This window comes from Kribbella caucasensis, from assembly GCF_004361855.1.
Classification (GTDB): Bacteria; Actinomycetota; Actinomycetes; order Propionibacteriales; family Kribbellaceae; genus Kribbella; species Kribbella caucasensis.
On sequence record NZ_SNWQ01000019.1, the window covers coordinates 19,231 to 44,526 of the forward strand.

The following is a 25,296-nucleotide window of genomic DNA, read 5'->3' on the forward strand; positions in this document are numbered from 1 at the left end:
ACGGTAACGGCAGGGAAACGCGCTACCGCGTTGGCTGGGACTCGCAAGCATCGACCGAGGAGCTGAGATGAAACGACTGCAGTACCTGGCCGCGTTCGCCCTGGCCGCGAGCGTGATCCTGACCGGTTGCGGCGCCGACACCGAGGACCCGCAGGTCGCGTCCGGCAGCGGCGCCCAGCCGCAGTCCGACGGCAGCGCCAGCCCCGCGCCGGAGAACCTCAGCCGGGACGAGAAGGCGATCAAGTTCGCCCAATGCCTGCGCGAGCATGGTCTGAACGTGCCCGACCCCGAGCCAGGGAAGGGATTCCAGCTCAAGGTCGGTCCGGAGTCGGGGCTGAGCCGGGAGCAGGTGGACAAGGCGATGGAAGAGTGCAAGCAGTACAACCCACAGGGCGACGCCGCGCCGAACCCGGAGCAGGAAGAGAACGGCCGTGAGTTCGCCGCTTGTATGCGGAAGAACGGCGTCGAGTCGTTCCCCGACCCGAAGCCCGGCCAGCGCGGCATCATGATTGGCCCGGAGTCGGGGAACGACCCGGACTTCGACAAGGCGCAGCAGACCTGTCAGCCGATCATGGCGGGTAACTGATGCCCCGTCGTCGTCGCACCACCCTCACCGCACTGGCTGTGCTGGCCGCAGGTGGTGCACTCACGGCCACGCTCCTCACCCGTAGCGACAGCAGTCAGGCCGCGGACGACACCACGCCAACACTGCCGCCGAACACAGCCAAGGTGACACAGCAGACCCTCAAGGACACCGAGACTGCCGACGGCGAGCTCGGGTACGGCACGACCAGTACTGCGGTCAGCCGTGGTGCAGGGACCGTTACCGCATTGCCTGACAGTGGGCAACAGTTCTACCGCGGGCAGACGGTGTTCTCCGTGAACAACAAGCCGACCAGTCTCATGTACGGCGCGCTGCCGGCGTACCGGAGGCTCGCGGTGGACAGTGAGGGTCCGGACGTCCTCCAGCTCGAGCAGAACCTCGAGGCACTCGGCTACACGGGTTTCACCGCGGACGACGAGTACACGTCGAACACGGCCGACGCGGTCGAGGCGTGGCAGGAGGACCGCGGGCTGGACGAGACAGGCAGCGTGGAACTCGGCCAGGTCCTGTTCTCGACCGGTCCGATCCGGGTGGACAGCCTGGCGGCGCAGGAGGGAGCGCCGACCGGTCCGGGCCAGCAGTTGCTGACCTACACGGCGACGAAGAAGGCAGTGACGGTCAAGTTGGAGGCCGCGGACCAGCGGCTGGCCAAGAGGAACGCCAAGGTGACCGTCACCCTGCCGGACGACAAGACCGTCGAGGGCCGGGTGGACAAGGTGTCCACCGTGATCGTCCCGGCGGCCGCCCAGAACGAGGAACCGACGACGGAGATCGAGGTGATCGTCGCCGTCGACAACCAGAATGCGTTGGCCAGTTACAGCAACGCCTCGGTCGACGTCACGTTCACGGCGGCCGAGCGGAAGAACGTGCTGACCGTCCCGGTCGCCGCGCTGCTCGCATTGAGCGAAGGCGGATTCGGTGTCGAGGTGACCGACGGCACGTCCTCCCGGTATGTGGCGGTGAAGACCGGGCTGTTCGCGAGCGGCCGGGTCGAGATCAGCGGGACTGGGATCGCGGCCGGGGTCAGCGTGGGGGTGCCGAAGTGATCGAACTGACCGACGTGACCAAGGTCTACCCGGGCGGCGTGACCGCGCTCGGTGGCGTCTCGGTGCGGATCGATCGCGGCGAACTGGTCGCCATCGTCGGCCCGTCCGGTTCGGGCAAGTCGACCATGCTCAACGTGCTCGGCACTCTCGATCGGCCGACCTCGGGCCGGGTCATGATCGACTCGTACGACGTCGCGCGGCTGTCCGACGCGGGTCTGTCGGCGTTGCGGGCGAGCCGGATCGGGTTCGTCTTCCAGCAGTTCCACCTGGCGTCCGGTGTACGGGCGGTCGACAACGTCGCGGACGGATTGCTGTACTCCGGGTTGCGGGCGACCCAGCGTCGTCAGCGAGCCGCGGCCGCCTTGGAGAAGGTCGGGCTCAGTCATCGGCTGGACCACGAACCTCACGAGTTGTCCGGTGGTGAGCGCCAACGGGTCGCGGTCGCTCGCGCGGTCGCGGGTGATCCCGGGCTGTTGCTGGCCGACGAGCCGACCGGCGCCCTCGACTCGCAGTCCGGAGCCGGGGTGATGCAACTCTTCCGCGACCTCAACGCCGCCGGCACCACGGTCGTCATCATCACCCACGACCGCGACATCGCCGCCTCCCTCCCCCGCCAGGTCCAGATGCGAGACGGCCGAATTGTCACGGAGGTGCGCTGATGAACCCCGGACCACGCCAACCTGCGCAGTTGCGGCCGGCTCGGTTGTGGCCGGGAGATGTGGTGAAGGTAGGGGCGGTCGGGTTGCGGACCCGGCCGACCCGGGCGTTCCTGTCGGCGCTGGGGATCGCGATCGGGATCGCCGCGATGGTGGCCGTGGTCGGGATCTCGTCATCGTCGCGGGCCGAGCTGGACAACACCCTCGATGCCCTCGGCACCAATCTGCTGACCGTCGAACCCGGTACGACGCTGACCGGCGAGGAGGCGCAACTCCCGCTCGCCGCCGAGTCGATGGTCGGCCGGATCGGGCCGGTCCGGGCGCACTCCGCGATCGGCCGGGTGGACGGCGCGAACGTCTACCGCAGCGACAAGATCCCCGCGATCGAGACCAACGGCATCGTCCCGTACGCCGCTCGCACGGATCTGCTGAGCACCATCGGCGGCGTGATCCGCAGCGGCAAATGGCTCGACGCTGCGACCAGCCGGTACCCCGCGGCGGTGCTCGGCTCGGCGGCCGCCGAACGGCTCGGGATCAGCCGATCCAGTCCGGACACACAGGTGCTGATCGGTGACGAGTGGTTCACGGTGCTGGGCATCCTGGCCCCCGCGGCGCTGGCTCCGGAGCTCGACAGTGCGGTCCTGGTCGGCTGGCCCGCGGCCGATTCCACCCTGGGCTTCGACGGGCATCCGACCAAGATCTACACGAGGTCGGCCGACGCGCAGGTCGAATCGGTCCGCGAGGTCCTTGGGGCGACGGCCAATCCCGAATCCCCGAGCGAGGTCCAGGTGTCCCGTCCGTCCGACGCGTTGGCGGCGAAACAGGCCGCGGGCGAGGCGTTCACCGGATTGCTGCTCGGTCTCGGCGCGGTCGCCCTGCTCGTCGGCGGGGTCGGCGTCGCCAACATCATGGTGATCTCGGTGCTCGAACGCCGCGCCGAGATCGGGCTGCGGCGATCACTCGGCGCCACGCGTGGACAAGTGCGCACGCAGTTCCTCACCGAGTCGTTGCTGTTGTCGGCGCTCGGCGGAATAGGTGGTGCCGTCCTGGGGAGCGGCGTGACGACGGCGTACGCGGCGTACCAGGGCTGGCTGACCGTGATCCCGGTCTGGTCTGTGGCCGGCGGGATCCTGGCGACGCTGGTGATCGGCGGACTGGCCGGGCTCTATCCGGCGATCCGCGCGTCCCGGCTCTCACCAACGGAGGCGCTTGCCACTCCTTAGCGGAACAACGTGACCCCGATGCCGGTGAGCGCGAGCTGCAGGAGCGCCACCGGCACGAGGCCCTGCCAGGCGAGCTTCTGCAACTGGTCGGCCCGCATCCGCGGAAACGCGACCCGGACCCAGATCACCACGAGCGAGACGGCCGCGATCTTCACGATCGACCACAACCAGCCGAGCTCATCCGGACCAGGCCCGCTCCACCCGCCGAGGAACAGCACGGTGGTGAGACCCGCGAGCACCACGATCCCGGCGTACTCGGCGAGCAGGAACAGGGCGAACCGGAGGCCGGTGTACTCCGTGTACGGCCCGAAGATCACCTCCGAGTCGGCCACCGGCATGTCGAACGGCGGCCGCTGCAGCTCGGCCAGTCCGGCGATGAAGAACACCACCAGACCGGGCAGCTGCCAGAGCAACCACAACGGATTCCACTCGTCGACGATGCCGGTGAAGCTCAAGGTGCCCGCGGCAACCGCCACGCTCGCGGCCGACAACACGAACGGCAGCTCGTAGCTCATCAGCTGCGCGGCGACCCGCAGTCCACCGAGCAGGCTGTACTTGTTGCCGCTCGCCCAGCCGGCCATCAGCGAACCCAGGACGCCGATGCTCATCACGGCGATCACGAAGAACAACCCCGAGTCCAGGTCGGCGCCGACGATCCCCGGGGCGAGCGGGATCGCGGCCAGCGCCGCCAGGTACGGCAGGATCGCGACCACCGGGGCCCACTCGAACACCCGCTTGTCGGCGGCCGCCGGCGTGACGCTCTCCTTCTGAACGAACTTCACCCCGTCGGCGACGAGTTGCGCCCAGCCGTGGAAGGCGCCGGCGTACATCGGCCCGAGTCGCGACTGCATGTGGGCCATCACCTTGTGCTCGGCCTGACCGACCAGCAGCGGCGCGACCAGGAACGCGACCAGCACGCCGACGACCCGCAGTACGAACTCGACCATGACGGCACCTTACCGACTCCGGCTTGACCTCAACCTCTGTTCAGGTCAAAGGCTTTGTTGGACACGGGGACAACAGAAGACGATGGTGAGGGAGTTGGGATGATTCTGGTGACCGGAGCTACCGGGAAGGTCGGCCGGCAGGTGGTCGCGGGTCTGCTCGAGGCGGGCGCCGAAGTACGGGCGCTGGTGCGGCAACCGCTGCTGTCGGGGCTGCCCGCTGCCGTCGAGCTGGTGCAGGGCGACATCAACGATCCAGCCGCCGTACGACGAGCCGCCGCGGGGGTTGATGCCGCCTTCCTGCTCTGGCCGTCCTTCAGCTCGGAGGGCGCGGCGCCGATCGTGTCAGCTCTGGTCGAGGAGGTACGGCGGGTTGTGTACCTGTCCGCGTTGGTCCCTGCGGGTGTGTGGGGTGAGGTGGAGGAACTGCTCACGTCCAAGGGCGCCGCGACGACGTTCCTTCGCGCCGGCGGGTTCGCGGCCAACACGCTCGGATGGGCGCCGGCGTTCCGTACGGGTGACGTCATCCGGATCCCGTCGCCGAAGGCCGGTCGCTCGCTCATCCACGAACGCGATATCGCCGACGTCGCCGTACTGTCGTTACTGGACGAGGTACACGTCGGCAAGGCGTACGAGCTGACCGGGCCGGAGGTGCTCACGCAGGAGGAGCAGGTCGCGGTGATCGGCTCCGTCATCGGCAAGCCGCTCCGGGTCGAGGAGGAGACGCCCGACGAGGCCCGCGCCGCGATGCTCGCGATGGGAGCCGACGAGACCCTGGCCAACGCATCCGTCTCCTACTGGGCCTCGCTCGTCGACAATCCCGAACCCGTGATCACCACAGTCGCCGACCTGACCGGTCACCCCGCCCGCACCTTCCGCGAGTGGGTCAAAGACCATGCATCGGAGTTCCGCGTCCTGTCGACCGCCGAGGTTGCTGAGGAGTTCGTGACCGCCTTCCGTACCGGCGACTTCTCCCGCGCAACCAAGCTCGAGGCTCCCGACGTGACCCGCGTGGCGCCTCTCGAGTACGACGGCGAACTGGTCGGCCACGAAGCCATCCTCACCAACGCCGCCCGCACCCTCGAGGGCCACACGATCACAGCCGTCGACATCCCCGACCCACTCCTGTCGGCAGACCAGTTCGGCGTCCGCTTCACCTTCCAATACGCCGAAACCGACGCCCTCACCACGAAGTTCTCCCTCTACACCGTCACCACCGGCCAAATCACCCGAGAGGAAGTCTTCTACTTCACCCCACCAACCCCGCAGGGCTGATCTACGTGTACCGGGGGCGGCCGCCGATGGGTGACGAGGGGTTCGGACGTCCGCGTGGACGGGCAATCGGGACCTCGGACAAGAAGTGGGGAGCTCGGTCACGTTATTTCTTGTTCACGGTCCCGGTTTCTTGTTCACGGTCCCGCGAATGTCAGGCCCGATCCTCTGGGTCAGCGGGCGGCGCGTCGGCGGGTGGGTTGGGCGCGGCGGGTGGGTTGGACGCGGCGGGTGGGTTGGGCTCGGCCGGTGGGGTGGGCTCGGCCGGTGCCTCGGTTGCTGGGCGCGCGGTCTGCGGAGCGTCGGTTGGCGGGGACGCGGGCGGGGACGATGCGTCGGATGGTGGGGTGGGGGCGGCCGAGGGGGTTGGAGGTGGGGCCTCGGCCGTGGTGGGTGGGGTTTCGGCCGTGGTGGTTGGGGTTTCGGCCGTGGTGGTTTGGGGGCGGGGGCGGCGTTCGGTGGGGGTTCGGCGGGGGCGGGCGGGGGCTGCTGCGGCCGCGGCGGCCGGAGCCAGGGGGTCGGGGTCTGGGGTGCCGGGTGGGCGGGGGCCCCAGGTTTCGGGGTCGGGGACGCCGGGGGGCAGGGTGCGGCGGCGGGAGGGGGCGCCGGAGCGGGCGGCTGGGGCGTGGTCGGATTCGCCTGGTTCCTTGGCGCCGGGCCACGGTTTGGCTACTCGGGAGGCGAGGATGAACTCCTTGCGGAGCGGGTTGCCTTCGAAGCCGTCGGGAAGCAGCAGCGGGATCAGGTTCGGGTGGTCGTCGAAGGTGATGCCGAACATCTCGAAGGTCTCGCGCTCGTGCCAGTTCGCGCCCGCGTAGACCCCCGAGAGCGTCGCCAGCCGGGCCGGGGTCCGCGGGATCAGGGTGCGGACCAGGACATGCTCGACATGCGCGCCACCCCAGAAGTCGGCCAGGTGCGTGACCACCCGGAACCCGTCGGTCAGCTCGTCGCTCGCGGTCAGGAAGTCGAAGAAGATCAGGCCGACGTCGTCCCGGAGTACCTCGTGCGCCGCGACCCACGACTCCGCCGGTACGTCGATCGCGACCGGGCCGAAGCTGTCCGTCGAGGTCGCGGTGATCCCGGCCTCGGTGAGGGCCGAGAGCATGTGGTCGCTCACCGCGGCTCCACCGGACCAGGGGTCACAGCGGGCTGCACGAGTCCGCGGGTCAGGGCTTGCGCGGACGGCTCGTATCGGGTGGTGACGTCCTCGCCGGCGATCTTCTCCTGCAACTTGAGGATCCCCTGCAGCAACGCCTCCGGCCGGGGCGGGCAGCCGGGCACGTAGACGTCCACCGGGATGATCTGGTCGACGCCCTTCGTCACGCAGTACGAGTCCCAGTACGGACCGCCCGAATTGGAGCAGGAACCGAACGAGATGACGTACTTCGGCTCCGGCATTTGCTCGTACAGCCGCTTGATCGCCGGTGCCATCTTGTCCGTCACAGTGCCCGACACCACCATCAGGTCGGCCTGCCGCGGCCCGGGCGCGAACGGGATCACGCCGAGCCGGATGAAGTCGTGCCGGCCCATCGACGCCGCGATGAACTCGATCGCGCAGCAGGCGAGCCCGAAGTTGAACACCCAGAGCGAGTACTTGCGGCCCCAATTCAGCAGGTACCGCACCGGCTCGGGCGCGAGCTTCGCCAGCCCGCCCACAGCCGGCCGCACCGTCGGCATCGGCAGATGCACATCAGCCATGGGGTCAGCCTAGTCCGACGATCTCCTCTGCGAGCACTTCCGGATACTCGAGCGGTGCGAAATGCCCAACTCCATCGACCGGCCGGAGCCGTACGTCGCTGAAGAACTCATCCAGCCGATCGGACCACGAGCGCGGAAACAGCGGATCGTGCTCCGGCCACAACACCGTCGTCGGTACGCCGATCCGCTGGTCCGGCGTAGGCGCGACCTCAGCGGCGGACGTGGCAACCGCACCGGCCCCGGCGCGGTACCAGTTGATGGACGCCGTGAACGCCCCCGGCGCGGAGTACACCTCGACGAGATGATCCAGTTCGGGCTCGAACCCCGGGCCGGACCAGTGCGTCCAGAAGTGGTTCAGGTAGGCCCGCACCGCATCGGGGTTCCCGTCGATCAACTCCTCGATCACCGGCAGCCGGTGGAACGCCTGGTACCAGAACTCGGTCTGCGCCCGCTCCGAGAAGACCCGCTGCCCGATGCCCGGCAACGGCGGCGCCACCACCAACGCCTTCACCAGTTCGGGCCGGCTCTTCGCGATCCCCTGCGCGACCCGGCTGCCGATGTCGTACCCCGCGAGTACCGGCAGCTCGAGCCCGAGTTCGTCGATCAACCCGACAACGCTGCGGCCCTGCCCCGCGACGTCGTACTGCCCATCCACCAAATACTTGTCGGACTCCCCGAACCCTCGAAGATCCGGTACGACGACCTGCCGGCCGCGCTCCACCAGCATCGGCCCGAGCCGTCGATAATCCGTCCGATCCCCCGGCCATCCGTGCAACAACACGACCGCGGGCCCGTCCCCCACCTGGTCATACGCCAACCGGAAACCATCCACCGCAGTGCTGACCGGCATGAGTGTCCTCCCGATGACAGCGCGCCCTGACCGAACCACCGGGTTGCGGTGGTTCGGACGACGCTCAGGGGGCAGCGGTCAGAGGGGGTAGAGCTTGGTGAAGGGGGCCATGACGCGGACCAGTTTGCCGCCGCCGAAGTCGACGACCACTGCGTGGCCGCCGTCCACCGAGGCGATCCGGCCCAGACCTTCTTTGTCGTGGGACACCCGCTCACCGACCTCGAAGACCTTGACCGGCTCGGGTTCGCGGGGCTTGAAGGGGCTCGTTGACAGGTGACGACGCGTCGTCGCGCGGTAGGAATCCATCAGGCTTCAAGTATGCGCTGTTCTGGCCCGGTCGGCAGCCCCACCCGATTCCTTGACCCATTCTTCAGGCCGACCTACCGTGATTGAACAGGACTGAACAGGTTCACTTCCCCGGATTGGGAGAACGGCGATGGCCGAGCAGGTGGAGGTGGGGCCGCGAGCGCTCACCGTCGAGAACAACGGGCTGAACGTGATCGACGACTCGGAGCGGAAGGGCCGGCCGAATCAGTTGTTCTGGCCCTGGTTCGGGGCGAACGTGTCGGTGCTGGGGTTGAGCTACGGCGCGTTCACCCTCGGGTTCGGGGTGTCGTTCTGGCAGGCCGTGATCGCTGCGGTGGTCGGGATCGTGTTCTCGTTCCTGCTCTGCGGGTTGATCTCGCTGGCCGGCAAACGTGGATCGGCGCCGACGATGGCGTTGAGCCGGGCGGCGTTCGGCGTACGGGGTAACAAGCTGCCGTCGTTCGTGTCCTGGTTGCTCACGGTCGGCTGGGAGACGGTGCTGACGATCCTCGCGACGCTGGCGACCGCGACCGTGTTCGAGCGGCTCGGCTGGGGTGGTGGTGACATCACCAAGGTGGTCGCGCTGGTCATGGTCGGCACGCTGATCGTCGCGTGCGGCGTACTCGGGTTCGACCTGATCATGCGGATGCAGACCATCATCACGATCGTCACCGCGGTACTGACCGTCGTCTACATCCTCCTGGTCGCCGACGAGGTGAGCTGGAGCACGGTGTCCGCGCTGCCGAGCGGGTCGACCCAGGCGTTCATCGGGGCGCTGGTGTTCCTGATGACCGGGTTCGGCCTCGGCTGGGTGAACCTGGCCGCGGACTACTCCCGCTACCTGCCCCGTACGTCGTCAAGTGCGGGCGTGGTCGGCTGGACCACCTTCGGCGCGTCGATCGCGCCGCTCGTGCTGCTGATGTTCGGGCTGTTGCTGGCCGGCTCCTCGACCGACCTGAGCGCGGCCATCGCGGCCGACCCGATCGGGGCCTTGGCCGAGGCGTTGCCGACCTGGTTCCTGGTGCCGTTCGTGATCGTGGCGGTGCTCGGACTCGTCGGTGGCGCGGTCCTGGACATCTACTCGTCCGGCCTCGCCCTGCTGTCGATCGGCCTGCCCGCACCCCGGTACGTCGCCGCGTTCATCGACGGCCTCGTGATGATCGCCGGGACCATCTACGTGGTGTTCTTCGGCGACGAGTTCCTCGGCGAGTTCCAGGGCTTCCTGATCACCCTCGGCGTCCCGGTCGCGGCCTGGTGCGGCATCATGCTGGCCGACATCGCGAGCCGCAAACGCGACTACCACGACGCCGACCTCTTCGACCGGAACGGCCGGTACGGCGATGTGCGGTGGTTGCCGATCGCGATCATGGTCGTTGCCACCGGCATCGGTTGGGGCCTGGTCACGAACGCGGCCGCGGCCTGGCTGAAGTGGCAGGGGTACCTGCTCGGACCACTCGGTCTCGGCGGCAAGGAAGGCGCGTGGGCGTTCGCGAATCTCGGTGTGCTGGTCGCGCTGGTCCTGTCCTTCCTGGTCCAGTGGTTCGCCGGCCGATCCGCCGTACAGGCCCAGGAACGGGTGAGCTGATGGTGCTGGCCCTGATCGATCTGCAGCGGATCTTCGCCGAGCCTGGGAGCGCTTGGGCGGCGCCCGATTTCCAGCGCGTGGTGGAACCGACCCGGCGACTGGTCGAGCAGTTCTCGCCGCACGTGATCTTCACCAGATTCGTCGCGCCCACCGACGTACCGACCGGCTCCTGGGCGTCGTACTACGAGCTGTACCCGTTCGCCCTGCAACCACCGGACTCGGACGCGTACCAACTAGTGGACGAGTTCCACGGCGCGCCCACCCTCGACAGCCCGAGCTTCGGCAAGTGGGGCAAGGAACTCGCCGACGCGGTGGGGCCGGGCGGCAACCTGGTCCTGGCCGGCGTGACCACCGACTGCTGTGTGCTCAGCACCGCCCTGGCAGCCGCAGACGCCGGTGTGTACGTCCAGGTGGTCGAGGATGCGTGCGTCGGGTCCGACGAGGCGAACCACCAGAAGGCGATCGACATCATGCGGCTGTACACGCCGATGCTGGAGATCGTCACCGTCGACGAACTCCGGAAGCAGACGCAGTGATCCGTGGCATCACCCTGAAACACGAGCGGATCGCGTCGATCCTGGCCCGGGAGATCCGGTCCGGCCAGGTCCGGCACGGCAGCCGGTTGCCCGGCGAGGTGGAGCTCGCGAAACGGTTCGCCGTCAGCCGCAACACCGTCCGCTCGGCGCTCGCGACACTGTGCGAGGACGGGCTGATCACCACCCGGACCGGCAAGGGGTCGTTCGTACTGTTCGACGGACGCCCCCTGGACGACCGGCTCGGCTGGACCCACGCCCTGGCCGAGCACGGTGTGGAAACACAGATCCGGGTACTACGGCTGGCGCTCGAGCAGGACCACGATCTCGCGGCGCGACTGGAACTCGAGTCGCCGGACGTGATCGTCGTACAGCGGGTCCGCACCATCGTCGGCGGCGACGCGATCTCGATCGAGCGGAGCTGCCTGCCCGCGATCGGTGAACTCCGCGACCTTCCCCAACGAGGGCTGGAGAACGCCTCGATCACGGCGACCCTGATCCGGGCCGGACTGCATCTCGACCATGGTGAACAGCGGTTGCGCGGCCGACCGCTGGACCGGGAGGAGGCAGCGTTGCTCGGCCGGCCGGACGGGACCTGGTTCCTGCACAGCACGCGGACCAGCTGGACCGCCGACGACCGGTTCGCCGAACACGTGGACAGCCTGCTCGATCCGCGGCACTTCGAACTCAGCCTGACCTTCAACGAGGCCGGTGGATGACCCGGTCCTTAGACGCTTGGGCGGGCGATCTCTAGGGAGTAGTGCCGATGTGGTGACGGACCTCAGACGAGCACAGTCGAGCCATCGACCAGCTCTGGAGGACGGCATGTACTTCCACACCCCCGAATCTCTGCAGGCGGAGATCGAGTACCGGCAGGAGCGGCTCAAGCGGGACTTCCAGCGGCCGGGGTGGTTCCTGCGCCGCGCCCCGAAGCCGGAGGCGACCGCGCTCGAGCTGCGGGTGATCCGCTCCCGGCACGCGATGTGAGCGCCCGGCCACCACCTGTCTCCTTCCACCAATGCAGCGCGACCGAGGCTCCCTCGGTCGCGCTGCTGCCTTTGCGGACGCCTTAGGCGGGGTCCCAGGCGATATAGGGACCGCCTAAGGCAACCGGGGGTGGTGGATAGGGAGGAGTTCCGATGTGCGGGTCCTCCTCAGACGAGCAGATTTAGGGCATCGACAAGGCGTCGATGCAACCGCAGCCCAGGAGGCAGCACAAATGTTCAGCACCGAGTCCGTCAAGGCAGAGGTCGATTACCGCAGGCAGCGCCTCGCCCGTGACTACCGCCGCTCGGCCCGCCAGAGCGGGAACCGCCGGCACCTCGTCCACCTGTTCACCAAGAAGGCCTGAAGGGAGGGAAACCACCATGTTCATGACACAGCAAAGCATCCAGGCGGAGACCGCCTACCGGCAGGAACGGATCAAGCGCGACTTCCGGGCGACCGCCCGTAAGGAGCGGCGGGAGCAGGCCGCGAAGGCCGAACCCCGGAGCGCGCGCCGGGCCCTGCGACCCACTCACGCCGCATGACCGCCACACACGCCGTCCCTGGTCCAGCAACCAAGACCAGGGACGGCGTTCTGCTACCCGGAGAAAGGCCGGCTGCGAGCGGTGTTGGACGGGCTTCCGATGGGGCTCGGATGGGATGTCGTCGAATTGTGTCGGCGCCAGGGGCGAAGATGGACGACGTGCCCTGGACCTCGACACCTCTCGTCGGCCGCTCAGCCGAGATGGCCGCACTGCTCAGCGCCGTCGACGAGGCGAAGACCCGCCGCGCCGGCGCGATCCTGCTGTCCGGCGACGCCGGCGTGGGCAAGACCCGGCTGCTCGACGAGATCGCCACCGGCGCGCAGGAGCGGGGTTTCGGCGTACTGGTCGGGCACTGCACCGACTTCGGCGACGCCGGCCTGCCGTACCTGCCGTTCACCGAGATCTTCGGCCGGCTGGCGGGTGAGCGGCCGGACCTGGTCGACAGCGTGCTGACCAACTTCCCCGCGATCGGCCGGCTGCTGCCGACCCACCGGCTGATCGGCGCCCAGCCGGTCCCGCAGGACGGCCAGCTCGACCGCGGTGCCCTGTTCGACGCCGTGCTCGGCGCGCTCACAGCGCTGTCCACCAGCGAACCGCTGCTGGTGATCGTCGAGGACGCGCACTGGGCCGACGACTCGAGCCGGGACCTGATCGGTTTCCTGCTCACCCGGCTGACGTCGCAGCGACTCGCCCTCGTGGTCTCGTACCGCAGCGACGATCTGCACCGCCGGCACCCACTCCGCCGCCCGATCGCCGAGTGGTCCCGCAACCCGCGCGTCCACCGCGTCACCCTCAACCCGCTGGACGCCGTCGAGTCGCGCACTCTGCTGACCGCGCTCCTCACCGAGCCACTCCCCGAGTCGGAGGTCAGCCGCATCCTCGAGCGGGCCGGCGGCAACGCGTTCTTCACCGAGGAACTGGTCGCGGCGGCCTCGATGGGCGACGCGGACGCAGTACCGCCGGACCTCGCCGATCTGCTCCTGGTCCGCCTCGACCCGCTGTCCGACGACGCCCGCCAGGTGGCCCGGGTGATCGCCGTCGCCGGCCGGCGCGTTCCGCACAATCTGCTGACCGCCGTCGCCGGGCTGCCCGACCGCGAACTCGACGCCGCCCTGCGCGAGCTGATCGACGCGCACATCATCGAGCACCCGGGCAACGCGGGGTACTACTTCCGCCACGCTCTGCTGTCCGAGGCCGTGTACGACGACCTGCTGCCGGGCGAACGCGTCCGCCAGCACGCGGCGTACGCGAAGGCTCTGAAAGACCAGACCGTCGCCGGTACTGCGGCGGAGCTGGCCGGGCACGCCACTCGATCCCACGATCTGGCGACCGCGTTCGAGGCACGTGTGCGGGCCGGGCAGGAGGCGATCTCGGTCGCCGCGCCGCAGGAGGGGCTCAAGCACTACGAGATGGCGCTGGAGCTGTTCCCGAACGCCGCGGCCGACAGCACGATCGAGAAGACCTGGCTGGTCGTCCAGACCGCGACCGCCGCCACGCTCTCCTCGCAGCACCTCCGCGGGGTCAAGCTGCTCCGCAAGGCGCTGACGGATCTGCCGGCCGACGCGCCGAAGATGCAGCGGGCGCAGCTGTTGCTGCCGCTGGCCGACATCGCGTTGATCATCGACCAGGACCGCGAGTCGCATGAGGCGATCACGCAGGCGTTCCGGATGATGGCCGACGAGCCGGCGAGTGTGTTCAAGGCCCAGGTGGTCTCGTTGTACGCGCGCGTCTCGGATGCGCTCGGCCGGCCGATGGACGCCGAGCGCTGGGCCAACGAGGCGCTCCAGATCGCCCGCGAGATCGGCCAGGAGGACGCGGCCGGTGATGCCGGGATCACGCTGGCCCAGCTCCGCCGCCGAGCCGGTGATCCGGTCGCCGCGGCGAAACAGCTCGAGGAGGCCGCGGTCCGGGCCCAGTTGGCGGGCGATGCCGCGGCCGAGGTCCGCAGCCGGTACCTGCTCGGCGCGAACCACTACGAACAAGGTGATCTGGCCAACGCGAAGACGGCTCTGCTGAACGCCAGTCAGCGAGCGGGTGAGCTCGGCCGCCAGTGGGCGGCGTACGGGTTCGATGCCCGGCGGATGCTCGCGCTGACGCAGTTCGTGCTGGGCGAGTGGGACGAGGCGGCGGTGACCACGCGGACCGACACGATGACGCCCGCCGCCGCCGATGCCGGACTGCGGGCGGTCGGGATGGCGGTTCGCAGCGGTCGGGGTGACACGTCGGTCGCGGAGGAGCTCGAGCGGTCCCGCAAGTTCTGGTCGCTCGACGTGATGCTGCCGCTGCTCGGGTTGCAGCCGGCCGTGGACGCGTATGTGGCGCTCAACCGGACTGCCGAGGCGGAGAAGCTGATAGCCGATGTCACGACGCTGCTCAGCGACGTGTTCCAGAGCGAGTGGTTCCTGGCCCGGATCCGGTACTCCGCGATCGGGTTGCAGGTGCTCAGCCATCGGGTGGTGACCGAGCCGACCGCGGCCGCGGAGTTGGTCGCGCGGGGTGCGGATCTGCTCAGCGTGGGGCACACGGTGGCGGAGAAGGGGCTGCCGCCGGGGCGGGTGCTGGGCGTCGAGGGAATCGCCTGGCTGGCGCGACTGGAGGCCGAGTGGGAGCGGCTTCGGTGGCTGGCCGATATCGATCCGCCGACGGCCGCCGAACATGTCGCGACCTGGCAGCGAACCGTGGACGCCTTCGGTTATGGGTATGTGTTTGAGCAGGCGTGGTCGCGGGTGCGGCTGTCGGACGCGTTGCGGGCGGCCGGGCGGGTCGCGGAGGCGAACGAACAGGCTCAGCTGGCTGCGGAGGTCGCTCGCGAACTGGGGGCGAAGCCGCTGCTGGACGAGCTGGGCAGTTCGGCCGAGCCGGCCGGCGTTTCCGCGCTGACGGCCCGCGAGACCGAGGTACTACGACTGCTCGCCGAGGGCCGCACGAATCGGCAGCTCGCGCGGGAGTTGTACATCAGCGAGAAGACCGTGAGCGTGCACGTGTCGAACATCCTGGCCAAGCTCGGGGTCCGCTCCCGCACCGAGGCGGCCGCCGTGGCCCACCGGGACGGTCTGCTGGACTGATTCGGTCAGCGCTGCCGGCTGTGCGGGTGAGCCTGGTGCGGGACCAAGGCCGCATCCGTACGGCGCCGGCGGGCTAACTCGTCGATCGGGGCGTCGAGATCTGGGCACGCGGCCGGGTCGTCGAGCTGGTCGATGATGTGGTCGAAGACCCTCTGCGCGTGCCTGAATCGCACCGTCACGAAGATCAGCAGGCCACTCGCGACCACCGCAACCAATACCCACAGTTGCCAGAACATGCCTCACCGCCCCGTACTCGCCCCGTTCCCCCCAGTAATCACCATAGCCCCGTCCTGACCGGATTGCGATAGTCCCATCGCAATCGGTAACAACAGCAGGGGATTTCGTCACAATGGTTGTCGAACGCAATGACTCAGGGTGATCAGGCAACCATCGGTCCCTGTCCAGGCAGGTGACTCTCAGTGACTCATGATCCGGACCAGGTTCTGCCCGAGCACCTTCCGGATCGTTACCTCGGGCAACCCGCGGGCGACCAGGGCCTCGGTGACCAGTGGCATCCCGGCCGGCCCCTCGAGCCCGGGGACGTACACACTGCTGTCCAGCCCCTCGATGATCACCGGCCGGTCGCAAGCCGGGATCTTCTCGTCGAACACCTCTTGGACGAAGTCGCTGCCGAGCCCGACATGGTCCTCCCCCGCCACGGCCAGCATGTGCTCGATGTGGTCGGCGAGGTGCTCGATCGTCGGCTTCTCGGTGGTCAGGAAGCCGGCGAAGAAGTTCACGCACGCGACTCCGCCGGTCGCCGCGATCCCGCGCAACTGGTCGTCGGTGAGGTTGCGGTGGTGCTCGCGAACCGCGAAGGCGCTCGAATGCGACGCCATCACCGGCTTCGTCGCCAGCTCGAGGATGTGCTCGACGCCGGCCCGGCCGACATGGGACACGCGGCGGTGAGGTCGGCACCGGTCCGGCAGAGCGCGACCTGGTCCGGATTCCCCTCCGCGATCCGGTACGCCGCTTCGATCATCCGCAACGTCTCCCGCAACGCCCCCTCCGGCCGGAACTCGTCGTCGATGAACACCGGCAACACCTGAACGTCGACCCCACCGTCCCGCAACTGCGGAATCCACCGATCCCGGAAGTACCCCGCCCACGTCTCCCTCGGCCGCCGCGCCACCAACATCAACAAATCGTTGTGCGCGTCGGCCACGATCGCGTCCCGGTGCAGTTCGCTCATCCCACCAACCCCCTGACTCATCAAGTTCCCGAGCCAGCCGACCACCGCAGTACACGAATTTCAACCCCGCCCCCGCAGGACCGTCTGGCGTACATCTCGACATGAGGTGGTCAGGGTTGGGGCGTTCAATCGGTGGGCTTCAGGCGTGGAGGACTGCCAAGCGAGGGACTACCTCATGTCGACCGGTACAGGGTGGGTGGCGGCTAGGGTGCGGGTGGTGAGGATCTTTGGGGCGGAGGATGTGCGGCGGGTTGTCTCGATGCCGATGGCGATCGAGGGGATGCGGCAGGCGTTTCTGGACCTTGCGGCTGGGAACTTCGTGCTGCCGGCGCGGCAGGTTTTCGGGGATGGCGCGGTGCTGGTGATGTCGACGTACCACACGCCGACCCGGACCGCTGTGGTGAAGAAGATCAGTATCGATCTGGACCGTGATCCGGCCATCCGTGCGCTTCTGATCTGGACCGGCGGCGAGCAGATCGTTGCCGATGGCACCGTGATCACCACACTCCGGACCGGCGCCGTTGTCGGCCTCGCAACCGACCTACTGGCCCCCGCCGACGCCACCAGGCTCACCCTGATCGGAACCGGGGGCCAGGCAGCCGACCAGGTCCGCGCCGTCCTCGCAGTACGGCCGATCGCCGAGACGATGATTGCCGGCCGCAACCCCGACCGCGCGAGAGCCCTGGCCGCCGCGCTCACTGACGAGTTCCCTCAGGTGAAGTTCATCTCCGGCACCAACATCGACCGCGCAGTCGCCGCGGCCGACATCATCTGCTGCGCCACCTCCACGTCCACCCCACTCTTCGAGGCGGACGCCCTCCCCGAGCGCGTCCACGTCAACGCGATCGGCGCCTTCCGCCCAACCATGCGCGAACTCCCCCGTTCCCTGCTTGCCAGCGCCGACCTGGTCCTCGTCGACCAACGCGAAGCCGCACTGGAGGAGTCCGGCGAGATCATCGACGCCGTCCAGTCGGGCGCCCTCTCCCCCGACTCCCTGGTCGAACTGGGCACCGCCCTCACCACCCACCCCCAACCCACCACCGGCCGAACCGTCTTCAAATCAGTCGGCCTAGGCCCCCAGGACTGGGCGATCGCCCGCCTCCTGTCCCAGAGCCCGTAGCTCTCGACCACGCGGATCAGGTCCAGGTGAGGATTTTTTTGCGCCAGGCGTAGAGGAGGCCTACGGTTACGAAGCCGAGGAAGATGAACATCTCGATCAGGGACGAGACGCCGACCGTGGCGAAGATGGTGGCCCAGGGGAAGAGGTAGACGGCGTCGACGGCGAAGATGACGTACAGGTAGGCGTACAGGTAATAGCGGATGTGGAGTTGCGCCCAGCCTTCGCCGACCGGGTCGACGCCGGACTCGTACGTCTTCAGCTTCTCCGGGGTCGGGTGCGTGATCGTGAGGGCCCGGTTCAGGGCGAACGCGCCGATCAGGCCGCCGAGGGCGAGCACCACCAGGACGGCGACGACTCCGTAGGCCTCGGACATGGCCGCAGTCTAGTTCCGGGCGAGCTTCAGTTGGTACAGAGGAGCATCGAGTCGAGGGCGACCTGGGGGCCGTAGCCGGAGCGGACGTCGGCGATCTGGACGCGGAGCCGGTTGACGCCGAGGATCTTGCGGTTCAGCCAGGTCTCGGTCTCCTGGGCCATATCGACCGAGCCGAGCCCGGTCGAGCCGTTCAGCAGCGACGCGCGGATGGTGCCGTCGGTGATGTTGCCCAGCCAGTTCTTCACCCAGGAACAGCCAGCGGAGTTGACGTCGCCCCAGACCACACCGGTCTTGTCGGCGAGCACCTCGGCCTCGGCGCGACGTGGCGCCTCCGACACCGGGATCACGGTGAACACCGGATGCCCAGTGCCACCCGAGGCGAGCAGTGGCTTCTTGAACATCCCGCGCCACACGTAGTGGTAGAACCCGGCCGGCGCCGAGGCGGCAGCGGCGTACGGCGCCTGCGGGCCGATCGCGAGCCGGTACGTGCGGATCGAGCCGGGCTGGTTCGACGAGATGGTGACGTTGCCGCCGGAGGGAGTGCCGTGACCGATCTCCTGCCAGCCGGCCGTCGACGACCAGCGCTGCAGGGCCACCCGTGACCCGGCGGCCGGCGCCGGGCTGAGCGTGCCCGAAACGGTGAGCGTGCCCTTGGTGTAGTCGGTCGTCCGGACGCTCGTGATCTTCACCGTGCGCGCCGCCGATTGGGACGCCACCAACATGTCGTCGGTCACGACCATCGCGTTCTGCGCCGGGGCGACCGTCGCGGCACAACCCGTCAAAACCAAAGCCGACACGACAAGACCGATGAGAGGGCGAACGCCCATGGTGGAAACTCCCTCGAGACCCGGGGCATCCCGGGGTAGATCACAACTTGATGAAGACACCTTGCCGGTAATGGCTGCGGATGGCAAGCGAGCGACTGCTCTACGTCACACTGACGGATTTGGTCTGCCCATCCCAGGCTGTGGACCACTCGGCGATCCGCATGGTTCTGTACTAAGTGCGAACTAACATTGGGGTTATCGCCCTGACAGGGGGGATCGGCCGACTTCTACCGAAGGCCGGTCGGCCCAAGCTCGACTTGGAGATGAACAGAACAGTGACCATCGAGGTCAAGCAACTCGACCGAGTGGTGATCCGGTTCGCCGGCGACTCCGGTGACGGGATGCAACTCACGGGGGACAGGTTCACAGCGGAAACGGCTTCGTTCGGCAATGACCTGTCGACGTTGCCCAACTTTCCGGCGGAGATCCGGGCACCAGCCGGAACCCTGCCGGGAGTCTCGTCCTTCCAGCTCCACTTCGCCGACCACGACATCCTCACGCCGGGTGATGCGCCCGATGTGCTGATAGCGATGAACCCGGCGGCGCTCAAGGCGAACCTGCGCGACGTACCGCGCGGCGCCACCCTGATCGTCGACACCGCGGACTTCACCGCGCGCAACCTCAAGCGGATCGGGTACGACGAGAACCCACTCGAGACCGGCGAGCTGGACGCGTACCACGTCGTCCCGCTGAACCTGACCGGCATGACGGTGGAGTCGGTCAAGGAGTTCGGGCTGACCCGCAAGGACGCCTCCCGGGCGAAGAACATGTACGCCCTCGGCCTGGTGTCCTGGTTGTTCCAGCGACCGGTCGAGTCGACGATCAAGTTCCTCGAGACCAAGTTCGCCTCGAAGCCGGACATCCGCGACGCCAACATCGCGGCGTTCCGCGCGGGGTACAACTTCGGCGAGACGGCCGAGGAGTTCTCCGTCCGGTACGAGGTGAAGCCGGCCGCGATGCCGACCGGTCAGTACCGCAACATCTCCGGCAACCTCGCGCTCGCGTACGGGCTGGTGGCGGGCGCCCAACGGGCCGGTCTGCCGCTGGTGCTCGGGGCCTACCCGATCACCCCCGCGTCCGACGTGCTGCACGAGTTGTCCAAGCTCAAGCGGTTCAACGTCACCACCATCCAGGCCGAGGACGAGATCGCCGGTGTCGGCGCCGCCCTGGGTGCCGCGTTCGGCGGGGCGCTCGGGGTGACCACGTCGTCCGGTCCGGGCATCAGCCTGAAGTCGGAGACGATCGGCCTCGGCGTGATGCTCGAGCTGCCGCTGGTGGTCTGCGACATCCAGCGCGCCGGCCCGTCGACCGGGATGCCTACGAAGACCGAGCAGGCCGACCTGCTCCAGGTGATGTTCGGCCGCAACGGCGAGGCCCCGCTGCCGGTGGTCGCGGCCCAGTCCCCCGCGGACTGCTTCGCGATCGCGGTCGAGGCGACCCGGATCGCGGTCACCTACCGGACGCCGGTGATCGTGCTGTCCGACGGCTACCTGGCCAACGGTTCCGAGCCGTGGCAGATCCCGGTGATCGAGGATCTGCCCACGATCGACCCGGACTTCACCACCGGGCCGAACGCGACCAACGACAAGGGTGAGCCGACGTACCTCCCCTACCTCCGCGACCCGGAGACCCTGGCCCGCGCCTGGGCGGTTCCCGGTACGGCGGGGCTGGACCACCGGATCGGCGGTCTGGAGAAGGAGGACAAGACCGGCAACATCTCCTACGACCCGGCCAACCACGACCTGATGATCCGCACCCGGCAGGCGAAGGTGGACGGCATCGCGGTGCCACCCCTCGAGGTGGACGATCCGGACGGTACTGCGAAGGTGCTGGTCCTCGGCTGGGGTAGCACCTACGGCCCGATCGGCGCGGGGTGCCGCCGGGTCCGCAAGGTCGGCGGCAAGGTCGCGCAGGCGCACCTGCGGCACCTGAACCCGTTCCCGTCGAACCTGGGCGAAGTACTGAAGTCTTACGACAAGGTCCTCGTGCCTGAGATGAACCTCGGCCAGCTGGCGATGCTGCTGCGCGCCAAGTACCTGGTCGACGTGGTCTCGTACGCACAGGTCCGGGGCATGCCGCTCGGCGCCGCGGAACTGGCCGAGGTGATCGGTAACCTGGTCGAGGAGACCGAGGGCATCGACGACGACGCCCGGCACATGGGCGAGGCCGCGGCCAGCCTGACGCATGGCGAAGCGCTGCACACCGAGCCGAACGGCCGGTCCAACGGCCACTTGCACCACCCGGAGGGAGCACGATGAGCACGGTCGATCTCGGCCTGCCGAGTCTGCCCGGCGGCCTTCACGGCGTACCGGCCGCCGACGGACCGCAGAACCGCAAGGAGTACGTGTCCGACCAGGAGGTCCGCTGGTGCCCGGGTTGCGGTGACTACGCCGTACTGGCCGCGTTCCAGGGGTTCCTGCCCGAGCTCGGGATCAAGCGCGAGAACGTGGCGATGGTGTCCGGGATCGGCTGCTCGTCCCGGTTCCCGTACTACCTGTCGACGTACGGGATGCACTCGATCCACGGCCGCGCGCCGGCGATCGCGACCGGCCTCGCGGTGTCCCGTCCCGACCTGAGTGTCTGGGTGGTGACCGGTGACGGCGACGCGCTGTCGATCGGCGGCAACCACCTGATCCACACCCTGCGCCGCAACGTGAACATGAAGATCCTGCTCTTCAACAACCGGATCTACGGTCTGACCAAGGGCCAGTACTCGCCCACCTCCGAGACCGGCAAGGTGACCAAGTCGACCCCGATGGGATCGGTGGACAACCCGTTCAACCCGGTCTCGCTGGCCCTGGGCGCGGAGGCGACGTTCGTGGCGCGGACGGTCGACTCCGACCGCAAGCACCTGACGTCGGTACTGCGGGCCGCGGCCGAGCACCGCGGTACGGCGTTCGTGGAGATCTACCAGAACTGCCCGATCTTCAACGACAACGCGTTCGAGGCGTTCAAGGACCCGGAGACCCGGGACGACGCGATCATCCCGCTCGTGCACGGCGAACCGATCAAGTTCGGCAAGGAGGGCCGGCTCGGCGTGGTCCGGGACGGGTTCGCCTCGCTCGCGGTCCGCGAGATCGCCGGCCTGCCGAACGGTGAGGCCGACCTGGTTGTCCACGACGCGCACACCGACGACCCGGCGTACGCGTTCGCCCTGTCCCGGCTGACCGACGCCGGCGTCCTGCACCGGGCCCCCATCGGCGTCTTCCGCTCGGTGGAGCGCCCCGCGTACGACGACCTGGTCCGCCACCAAGTGGAGACCGCCCAGCAAACCCAAGGCCCCGGCGACCTCCAGTCCCTGGTAACCGGCTCCGACACCTGGACCGTCAACTAGTCAACCAACGAGGGTCAGACGGCGATGACTTCCACAAGGTCGTGGAGGGACTGGAAGCCCTTCGGGTTGCGGGTGTAGAGGGCGGCTTCGTGGGTGGCGGCCGTGGCTGCGATCAGCAGGGCGAACGCCCGGGCCCGCGGCTGCCGCCCAGCCGCCGCGACCGTCGCAGCGAGAGAGCCGTAGGTGCGAGCCACCGCGTCCGTGACCGGCAACGCTTCGAAGGCGCGCTCGATGCCGGCCAGGCGACGCAGCCGGGCCGCGCGGATCTCCGGCGACTTGGCGACCAGCACACCGAAATGCAGCTCGGCCAGACTGACCGTGCTGATCGCCAACTCAGCCTCGATGGGATCGTCAAGGCCCTCGATGAGGACGCTGGTGTCGAGCAGCGCCTTCACTGCCGCGGCTCCCAGGGATCGACCAGATCCTGATCGATCAGCTCGCGATCGGTCTCCCACTCGTCGTCGGTGCGGCGGCGAAGGACGTCAGCGACATCTTCGTAGTGCCGCCAATGGTCGCGCTCCGGTGGTCCGAGCACGGCGGCCGGACGGCCGGACACGGTGATCACCAGGTGCTCGCCGGCTTCGGCCCGGCGCACCAGGTCACTCGCGTGTTGCCGCAACTCCCGCAGTCCCAGTGCATCCATACCGACCAAGGTAGCACATGTGCTACATCATCACAGCAGCTCGCTGAAGGTGTGGATCAGGAGGCCTACCAGGGCGCCTACTACGGTGCCGTTGATTCGGATGAACTGTAGGTCTCGGCCTACGTGGAGTTCGATTCGGGCGGAGGCTTCGCGGCCGTCCCAGCGTTCGATGGTGTCGGAGATGATGGAGACGATTTCGCGGCCGTAGGTGCGGATGACGTAGCTGACGGCCTCGGTGGCGCGGACGTCGACCTTGGCGCGGAGGGTGTCGTCGGTCTGGAGGCGTTTACCCAGGTCCTTGATGGCCTGGGTGGCGCGGGTCTGGAGCGTGCTGCCGGGATCGGCGATGGCGTCGATCAGCGCGGTGCGGACGGCGTCCCAGACGGCGGTCAGGCTGGTGCCCATGTCGGGGTGAGTGAGCATCCGGCGCTTGAAGGTCTCGAACCGCTCCATCATCTCCGGGTCGCGCTGGAGGTCGTCGGCGAGCTGACGGAGCAGCCGGTCGACCGCCTTGCGGGCCGCGTGATCGTGGTTGTCGCGGACGTCGGCCAGCCAGGCCAGCGCCTCGCGGTGGATCCGGTCGATCACCAGCGAGTCGACCCAGCGCGGCGACCAGCGCGGCGCGCGCGGCCCGACCACCTCGGTGAGCGTCTCCCGGTTGTCGTGCAGCCAGTCGTACGCCTCCACCATCAGCAGTTCGAACAGCGCGTGATGGGCGCCGTCGTCGACCACCGACTCCAGGAAGTGCCCGGCGATCGGGCTGAGCGGCTCCTTCTCGAACCGCGGCAGCAACGACCCCTGGACGAACGCGGTCACGTCGGCATCCCCGAGCTTCGGCAGCGCCGCGCCGATCGTCCGGGCCCCTTCGGCGACGATCCGTTCGGCATGGTTGCCCGCGGCAAGCCATTCGCCGGCCCGGCGGCTCACCTCGGCGGTCCGCATCTTCTCCGCGACCACCGCCTCGGACAGGAAGTTCTCGGTGACGAACTGCTCCAGGCTCTCGGCCAGACTGTCCTTGCGGGTCGGCACGATCGCGGTGTGCGGGATCGGCAGCCCGAGCGGATGCCGGAACAGCGCGGTCACCGCGAACCAGTCGGCCAGCGCACCGACCATCGCCGCCTCCGCCGCCGCGTTCACATAGCCCCAGCCACCATCCTGGTGCAGCGTGACCAGGTAGATGGCAGCCGCGAGCAGCAGCAGCGACACCGCCACTCCCCGCATCTGCCGGAGCCCCCGGCGCCGGATCAGGTCCGGCTCACTCAACGTCAGCGTCGCCATATCTAGATTCAACCAACTACCCGGTTAGACCGCCGATCCATCAGCCCCGAGACCAGCGCGAGCACCAACCCGGCCACCGCCAGCGCCGCCCCGACCCGGCTCGGCCACTCGTAGCCGTACCCGGCCGCCAGTACGACGCTGCCGAGCCACGCGCCCAGTGCGTTCGCCACGTTGAGCGTCGAGTGGTTGAGCGATGCCGCGAGCGACTGGCCTTCGTGCGCGACGTCCATCAGCCGGGTCTGCAACGCGGGGATCAGGATGCTTGCCGAGAACCCCATCGCGAACACGCCGACCAACGCGCCCGGCTTGCTCTGCGCGAGCCAGCCGAACGTGCCAAGAACCACGGTCACCGCCACCAACCCGCCGTACAGGCTGGGCATCAGCGCGCGGTCAGCGAGCCGACCGCCGACCAGGGTGCCGCCGGTCATGCCCACGCCGTACACGGCCAGCACGATCGTCACCGCGGCCGGCGTGAAGCCGGCCAGCTCGGTCATGGTCGGCGTGATGTATGAGTAGGTCGCGAACATGCCGCCGAAGCCGACCATGCCGACGAGCAACGCCATCCACACCTGCGGGCGGGCCAGGGCGCTCAGTTCGCTGCGGACGTTGACGTCGCTGCCGACCGGTTGCGGCGCGACCCAGAAGTACACGGCGACCAAGGTGAGCAGACCGAGTCCGCCGACCAGCAGGAACGGCAACTGCCAGCCGAGCTGCTGCCCGATCAGGGTGGTCGCCGGGACGCCGATGATGTTGGCGATCGGCAGGCCGACCATGATCATCGAGACTGCCCACGCCCGCCGGTTCACCGGCACCAGCGAGGCGCCGACCACCGCGCTGATCCCGAAGAACGCGCCGTGCGGGAGCCCGGTCAGGAAACGGGCCGCCATCAGGAGTTCGTAGCTGGTGGCAACGGCCGACAACACGTTGCCGAGCACGAACACGGCCATCAACCCGAGCAGCAGCCGCTTCCGCCCGGTCCGCGCCCCCAACGCGGCGATCACCGGCGCGCCGGCAACCACGCCGATCGCGTACGCCGCGACGATGTGCCCCGCGGCCGGGATGGAGATGTGCACCCCGTCGGCGATCTGCGGCAGCAGCCCCATCGTCACGAACTCGGTCGTCCCGATCGCGAACCCACCCGTCGCCAGCGCCAGCAACGCCATCCCGACGTGCCGGGAAGAGACCCGAGTGTCAGGAGTCACCGAAGTAGTCACACAT

29 protein-coding genes are annotated in these 25,296 nt (G+C 68.6%); 15 read left to right on the forward strand and 14 right to left on the reverse strand.

The annotated features are described in order from the left end of the window. Positions 1-67: 67 nt before the first annotated feature. From EV643_RS31780 to EV643_RS31795, 4 genes are read left to right on the forward strand one after another with little or no spacing between them, the layout of a single operon-like run. Positions 68-586, forward strand: a complete 519-nt coding sequence (locus EV643_RS31780; RefSeq protein ID WP_133803880.1) for a hypothetical protein — start codon at positions 68-70, stop codon at positions 584-586. Further along, positions 586-1,650, forward strand: a complete 1,065-nt coding sequence (locus tag EV643_RS31785) for a peptidoglycan-binding protein (RefSeq protein ID WP_133803881.1) — start codon at positions 586-588, stop codon at positions 1,648-1,650. The genes EV643_RS31780 and EV643_RS31785 overlap by 1 nt, the downstream gene beginning before the upstream one ends. Beyond that, entirely contained in the window at positions 1,647-2,309 is a 663-nt protein-coding gene (locus EV643_RS31790; protein WP_133803882.1) for an ABC transporter ATP-binding protein, read from the forward strand. Before EV643_RS31785 ends, EV643_RS31790 begins: the two co-directional genes overlap by 4 nt. Further along, positions 2,309-3,529 (forward strand): ABC transporter permease, encoded by a 1,221-nt coding sequence (locus EV643_RS31795; RefSeq protein ID WP_133803883.1) that lies wholly within the window; start codon positions 2,309-2,311, stop codon positions 3,527-3,529. The genes EV643_RS31790 and EV643_RS31795 overlap by 1 nt, the downstream gene beginning before the upstream one ends. Here the strand turns inward: EV643_RS31795 and EV643_RS31800 are convergent. Next, positions 3,526-4,476, reverse strand: a complete 951-nt coding sequence (locus tag EV643_RS31800; protein ID WP_133803884.1) for a complex I subunit 1/NuoH family protein — start codon at positions 4,474-4,476, stop codon at positions 3,526-3,528. The genes EV643_RS31795 and EV643_RS31800 overlap by 4 nt on opposite strands. A gap of 99 nt (positions 4,477-4,575) precedes the next feature. Here EV643_RS31800 and EV643_RS31805 point away from each other — a divergent pair, with 99 nt between their 5' ends. Further along, a complete protein-coding gene (locus tag EV643_RS31805; protein WP_202869851.1) occupies positions 4,576-5,748 on the forward strand; it encodes an NmrA family NAD(P)-binding protein in 1,173 nt (390 codons plus the stop codon). Between the two features lie 151 nt (positions 5,749-5,899). On the opposite strand, the gene EV643_RS31810 is transcribed toward EV643_RS31805, so the two are convergent. From EV643_RS31810 to EV643_RS31825, 4 genes are all read right to left on the reverse strand, one after another. Then, positions 5,900-6,862, reverse strand: a complete 963-nt coding sequence (locus EV643_RS31810; RefSeq protein ID WP_238165932.1) for an NADH-quinone oxidoreductase subunit C — start codon at positions 6,860-6,862, stop codon at positions 5,900-5,902. After that, positions 6,859-7,443 carry an NADH-quinone oxidoreductase subunit B gene (locus EV643_RS31815; RefSeq protein WP_133803885.1) on the reverse strand — a complete coding sequence of 195 codons (585 nt, stop codon included), beginning with the start codon at positions 7,441-7,443 and terminating at the stop codon, positions 6,859-6,861. Before EV643_RS31815 ends, EV643_RS31810 begins: the two co-directional genes overlap by 4 nt. A 4-nt stretch (positions 7,444-7,447) precedes the next feature. Then, positions 7,448-8,293, reverse strand: coding sequence for an alpha/beta fold hydrolase (locus tag EV643_RS31820; RefSeq protein ID WP_133803886.1), 846 nt, complete (start codon positions 8,291-8,293; stop codon positions 7,448-7,450). A gap of 78 nt (positions 8,294-8,371) precedes the next feature. Then, entirely contained in the window at positions 8,372-8,599 is a 228-nt protein-coding gene (locus tag EV643_RS31825; protein ID WP_202869852.1) for a hypothetical protein, read from the reverse strand. 130 nt (positions 8,600-8,729) lie between these two features. On the opposite strand from EV643_RS31825, the gene EV643_RS31830 reads away from it, so the two are divergent. From EV643_RS31830 to EV643_RS46760, 7 genes are all read left to right on the forward strand, one after another. Further along, complete coding sequence (locus EV643_RS31830; RefSeq protein ID WP_133803888.1) at positions 8,730-10,184, forward strand: purine-cytosine permease family protein; 1,455 nt, start codon at positions 8,730-8,732, stop codon at positions 10,182-10,184. Then, complete coding sequence (locus EV643_RS31835) at positions 10,184-10,720, forward strand: cysteine hydrolase family protein (protein WP_133803889.1); 537 nt, start codon at positions 10,184-10,186, stop codon at positions 10,718-10,720. The genes EV643_RS31830 and EV643_RS31835 overlap by 1 nt, the downstream gene beginning before the upstream one ends. After that, positions 10,717-11,436, forward strand: a complete 720-nt coding sequence (locus tag EV643_RS31840) for a GntR family transcriptional regulator (protein ID WP_238165933.1) — start codon at positions 10,717-10,719, stop codon at positions 11,434-11,436. Before EV643_RS31835 ends, EV643_RS31840 begins: the two co-directional genes overlap by 4 nt. A gap of 52 nt (positions 11,437-11,488) precedes the next feature. After that, positions 11,489-11,704 (forward strand): hypothetical protein, encoded by a 216-nt coding sequence (locus tag EV643_RS31845; protein ID WP_133803890.1) that lies wholly within the window; start codon positions 11,489-11,491, stop codon positions 11,702-11,704. Positions 11,705-11,936: 232 nt separating this feature from the next. Then, entirely contained in the window at positions 11,937-12,068 is a 132-nt protein-coding gene (locus EV643_RS46555) for a hypothetical protein (RefSeq protein ID WP_255513061.1), read from the forward strand. Between the two features lie 16 nt (positions 12,069-12,084). Beyond that, a complete protein-coding gene (locus EV643_RS44370) occupies positions 12,085-12,246 on the forward strand; it encodes a hypothetical protein (protein WP_166665651.1) in 162 nt (53 codons plus the stop codon). 149 nt (positions 12,247-12,395) lie between these two features. Further along, positions 12,396-15,311: a helix-turn-helix transcriptional regulator gene (locus EV643_RS46760; protein WP_133803891.1), complete on the forward strand. Its 2,916-nt coding sequence runs from the start codon at positions 12,396-12,398 to the stop codon at positions 15,309-15,311. A 5-nt stretch (positions 15,312-15,316) separates the two neighbouring features. On the opposite strand, the gene EV643_RS31855 is transcribed toward EV643_RS46760, so the two are convergent. From EV643_RS31855 to EV643_RS46050, 3 genes are all read right to left on the reverse strand, one after another. Beyond that, the gene (locus EV643_RS31855; protein WP_133803892.1) at positions 15,317-15,547 is read right to left on the reverse strand and encodes a hypothetical protein; all 231 of its coding nucleotides are present in this window, start codon (positions 15,545-15,547) and stop codon (positions 15,317-15,319) included. A 180-nt stretch (positions 15,548-15,727) separates the two neighbouring features. Further along, positions 15,728-16,210 (reverse strand): dipeptidase, encoded by a 483-nt coding sequence (locus EV643_RS46045; RefSeq protein WP_238165934.1) that lies wholly within the window; start codon positions 16,208-16,210, stop codon positions 15,728-15,730. Beyond that, complete coding sequence (locus EV643_RS46050; protein WP_238165935.1) at positions 16,150-16,503, reverse strand: membrane dipeptidase; 354 nt, start codon at positions 16,501-16,503, stop codon at positions 16,150-16,152. The genes EV643_RS46045 and EV643_RS46050 overlap by 61 nt, the downstream gene beginning before the upstream one ends. Positions 16,504-16,720: 217 nt before the next feature. On the opposite strand from EV643_RS46050, the gene EV643_RS31865 reads away from it, so the two are divergent. After that, complete coding sequence (locus tag EV643_RS31865; RefSeq protein ID WP_202869853.1) at positions 16,721-17,623, forward strand: ornithine cyclodeaminase family protein; 903 nt, start codon at positions 16,721-16,723, stop codon at positions 17,621-17,623. A gap of 16 nt (positions 17,624-17,639) precedes the next feature. Here EV643_RS31865 and EV643_RS31870 read toward each other — a convergent pair whose 3' ends face one another. Both EV643_RS31870 and EV643_RS31875 read right to left on the reverse strand, forming a co-directional pair. Then, on the reverse strand, positions 17,640-17,996 hold the full coding sequence (locus EV643_RS31870) for an NADH-quinone oxidoreductase subunit A (RefSeq protein ID WP_133803894.1): 357 nt from the start codon (positions 17,994-17,996) through the stop codon (positions 17,640-17,642). 26 nt (positions 17,997-18,022) lie between these two features. After that, positions 18,023-18,823 carry a hypothetical protein gene (locus tag EV643_RS31875; RefSeq protein WP_133803895.1) on the reverse strand — a complete coding sequence of 267 codons (801 nt, stop codon included), beginning with the start codon at positions 18,821-18,823 and terminating at the stop codon, positions 18,023-18,025. A gap of 263 nt (positions 18,824-19,086) precedes the next feature. Between EV643_RS31875 and EV643_RS31880 the strand changes: the two genes are divergently transcribed. Both EV643_RS31880 and EV643_RS31885 read left to right on the forward strand, forming a co-directional pair. Continuing rightward, complete coding sequence (locus EV643_RS31880; RefSeq protein ID WP_238165936.1) at positions 19,087-21,081, forward strand: 2-oxoacid:acceptor oxidoreductase subunit alpha; 1,995 nt, start codon at positions 19,087-19,089, stop codon at positions 21,079-21,081. Then, entirely contained in the window at positions 21,078-22,157 is a 1,080-nt protein-coding gene (locus EV643_RS31885) for a 2-oxoacid:ferredoxin oxidoreductase subunit beta (protein WP_133803896.1), read from the forward strand. The genes EV643_RS31880 and EV643_RS31885 overlap by 4 nt, the downstream gene beginning before the upstream one ends. Before the next feature lie 14 nt (positions 22,158-22,171). On the opposite strand, the gene EV643_RS31890 is transcribed toward EV643_RS31885, so the two are convergent. Genes EV643_RS31890 through EV643_RS31905 form a run of 4 tightly spaced genes read right to left on the reverse strand, consistent with a single transcriptional unit; the run spans position 22,172 to position 25,280 of the window. After that, positions 22,172-22,552 carry a PIN domain-containing protein gene (locus EV643_RS31890; RefSeq protein ID WP_133803897.1) on the reverse strand — a complete coding sequence of 127 codons (381 nt, stop codon included), beginning with the start codon at positions 22,550-22,552 and terminating at the stop codon, positions 22,172-22,174. Beyond that, complete coding sequence (locus EV643_RS31895) at positions 22,549-22,800, reverse strand: type II toxin-antitoxin system Phd/YefM family antitoxin (RefSeq protein ID WP_133803898.1); 252 nt, start codon at positions 22,798-22,800, stop codon at positions 22,549-22,551. Before EV643_RS31895 ends, EV643_RS31890 begins: the two co-directional genes overlap by 4 nt. Positions 22,801-22,830: 30 nt before the next feature. Next, the gene (locus EV643_RS31900) at positions 22,831-24,078 is read right to left on the reverse strand and encodes a DUF445 domain-containing protein (RefSeq protein ID WP_133803899.1); all 1,248 of its coding nucleotides are present in this window, start codon (positions 24,076-24,078) and stop codon (positions 22,831-22,833) included. An 8-nt stretch (positions 24,079-24,086) separates the two neighbouring features. Then, positions 24,087-25,280, reverse strand: a complete 1,194-nt coding sequence (locus tag EV643_RS31905) for an MFS transporter (RefSeq protein ID WP_238165937.1) — start codon at positions 25,278-25,280, stop codon at positions 24,087-24,089. Positions 25,281-25,296: the final 16 nt, after the last annotated feature.

What these genes read in the sequence shown, in the direction of transcription:
- EV643_RS31780 (WP_133803880.1), top strand. Translation starts at nt 68, where the DNA reads ATGAAACGACTGCAGTACCTGGCCGCGTTCGCCCTGGCCGCGAGCGTG.
- EV643_RS31785 (WP_133803881.1), top strand. Translation starts at nt 586, where the DNA reads ATGCCCCGTCGTCGTCGCACCACCCTCACCGCACTGGCTGTGCTGGCC.
- EV643_RS31795 (WP_133803883.1), top strand. Translation starts at nt 2,309, where the DNA reads ATGAACCCCGGACCACGCCAACCTGCGCAGTTGCGGCCGGCTCGGTTG.
- EV643_RS31800 (WP_133803884.1), bottom strand. Translation starts at nt 4,476, where the DNA reads ATGGTCGAGTTCGTACTGCGGGTCGTCGGCGTGCTGGTCGCGTTCCTG.
- EV643_RS31805 (WP_202869851.1), top strand. Translation starts at nt 4,576, where the DNA reads ATGATTCTGGTGACCGGAGCTACCGGGAAGGTCGGCCGGCAGGTGGTC.
- EV643_RS31815 (WP_133803885.1), bottom strand. Translation starts at nt 7,443, where the DNA reads ATGGCTGATGTGCATCTGCCGATGCCGACGGTGCGGCCGGCTGTGGGC.
- EV643_RS31820 (WP_133803886.1), bottom strand. Translation starts at nt 8,293, where the DNA reads ATGCCGGTCAGCACTGCGGTGGATGGTTTCCGGTTGGCGTATGACCAG.
- EV643_RS31825 (WP_202869852.1), bottom strand. Translation starts at nt 8,599, where the DNA reads ATGGATTCCTACCGCGCGACGACGCGTCGTCACCTGTCAACGAGCCCC.
- EV643_RS31830 (WP_133803888.1), top strand. Translation starts at nt 8,730, where the DNA reads ATGGCCGAGCAGGTGGAGGTGGGGCCGCGAGCGCTCACCGTCGAGAAC.
- EV643_RS31835 (WP_133803889.1), top strand. Translation starts at nt 10,184, where the DNA reads ATGGTGCTGGCCCTGATCGATCTGCAGCGGATCTTCGCCGAGCCTGGG.
- EV643_RS46555 (WP_255513061.1), top strand. Translation starts at nt 11,937, where the DNA reads ATGTTCAGCACCGAGTCCGTCAAGGCAGAGGTCGATTACCGCAGGCAG.
- EV643_RS44370 (WP_166665651.1), top strand. Translation starts at nt 12,085, where the DNA reads ATGTTCATGACACAGCAAAGCATCCAGGCGGAGACCGCCTACCGGCAG.
- EV643_RS46760 (WP_133803891.1), top strand. Translation starts at nt 12,396, where the DNA reads ATGGACGACGTGCCCTGGACCTCGACACCTCTCGTCGGCCGCTCAGCC.
- EV643_RS31855 (WP_133803892.1), bottom strand. Translation starts at nt 15,547, where the DNA reads ATGTTCTGGCAACTGTGGGTATTGGTTGCGGTGGTCGCGAGTGGCCTG.
- EV643_RS46050 (WP_238165935.1), bottom strand. Translation starts at nt 16,503, where the DNA reads ATGAGCGAACTGCACCGGGACGCGATCGTGGCCGACGCGCACAACGAT.
- EV643_RS31870 (WP_133803894.1), bottom strand. Translation starts at nt 17,996, where the DNA reads ATGTCCGAGGCCTACGGAGTCGTCGCCGTCCTGGTGGTGCTCGCCCTC.
- EV643_RS31875 (WP_133803895.1), bottom strand. Translation starts at nt 18,823, where the DNA reads ATGGGCGTTCGCCCTCTCATCGGTCTTGTCGTGTCGGCTTTGGTTTTG.
- EV643_RS31880 (WP_238165936.1), top strand. Translation starts at nt 19,087, where the DNA reads ATGAACAGAACAGTGACCATCGAGGTCAAGCAACTCGACCGAGTGGTG.
- EV643_RS31885 (WP_133803896.1), top strand. Translation starts at nt 21,078, where the DNA reads ATGAGCACGGTCGATCTCGGCCTGCCGAGTCTGCCCGGCGGCCTTCAC.
- EV643_RS31895 (WP_133803898.1), bottom strand. Translation starts at nt 22,800, where the DNA reads ATGGATGCACTGGGACTGCGGGAGTTGCGGCAACACGCGAGTGACCTG.
- EV643_RS31900 (WP_133803899.1), bottom strand. Translation starts at nt 24,078, where the DNA reads ATGGCGACGCTGACGTTGAGTGAGCCGGACCTGATCCGGCGCCGGGGG.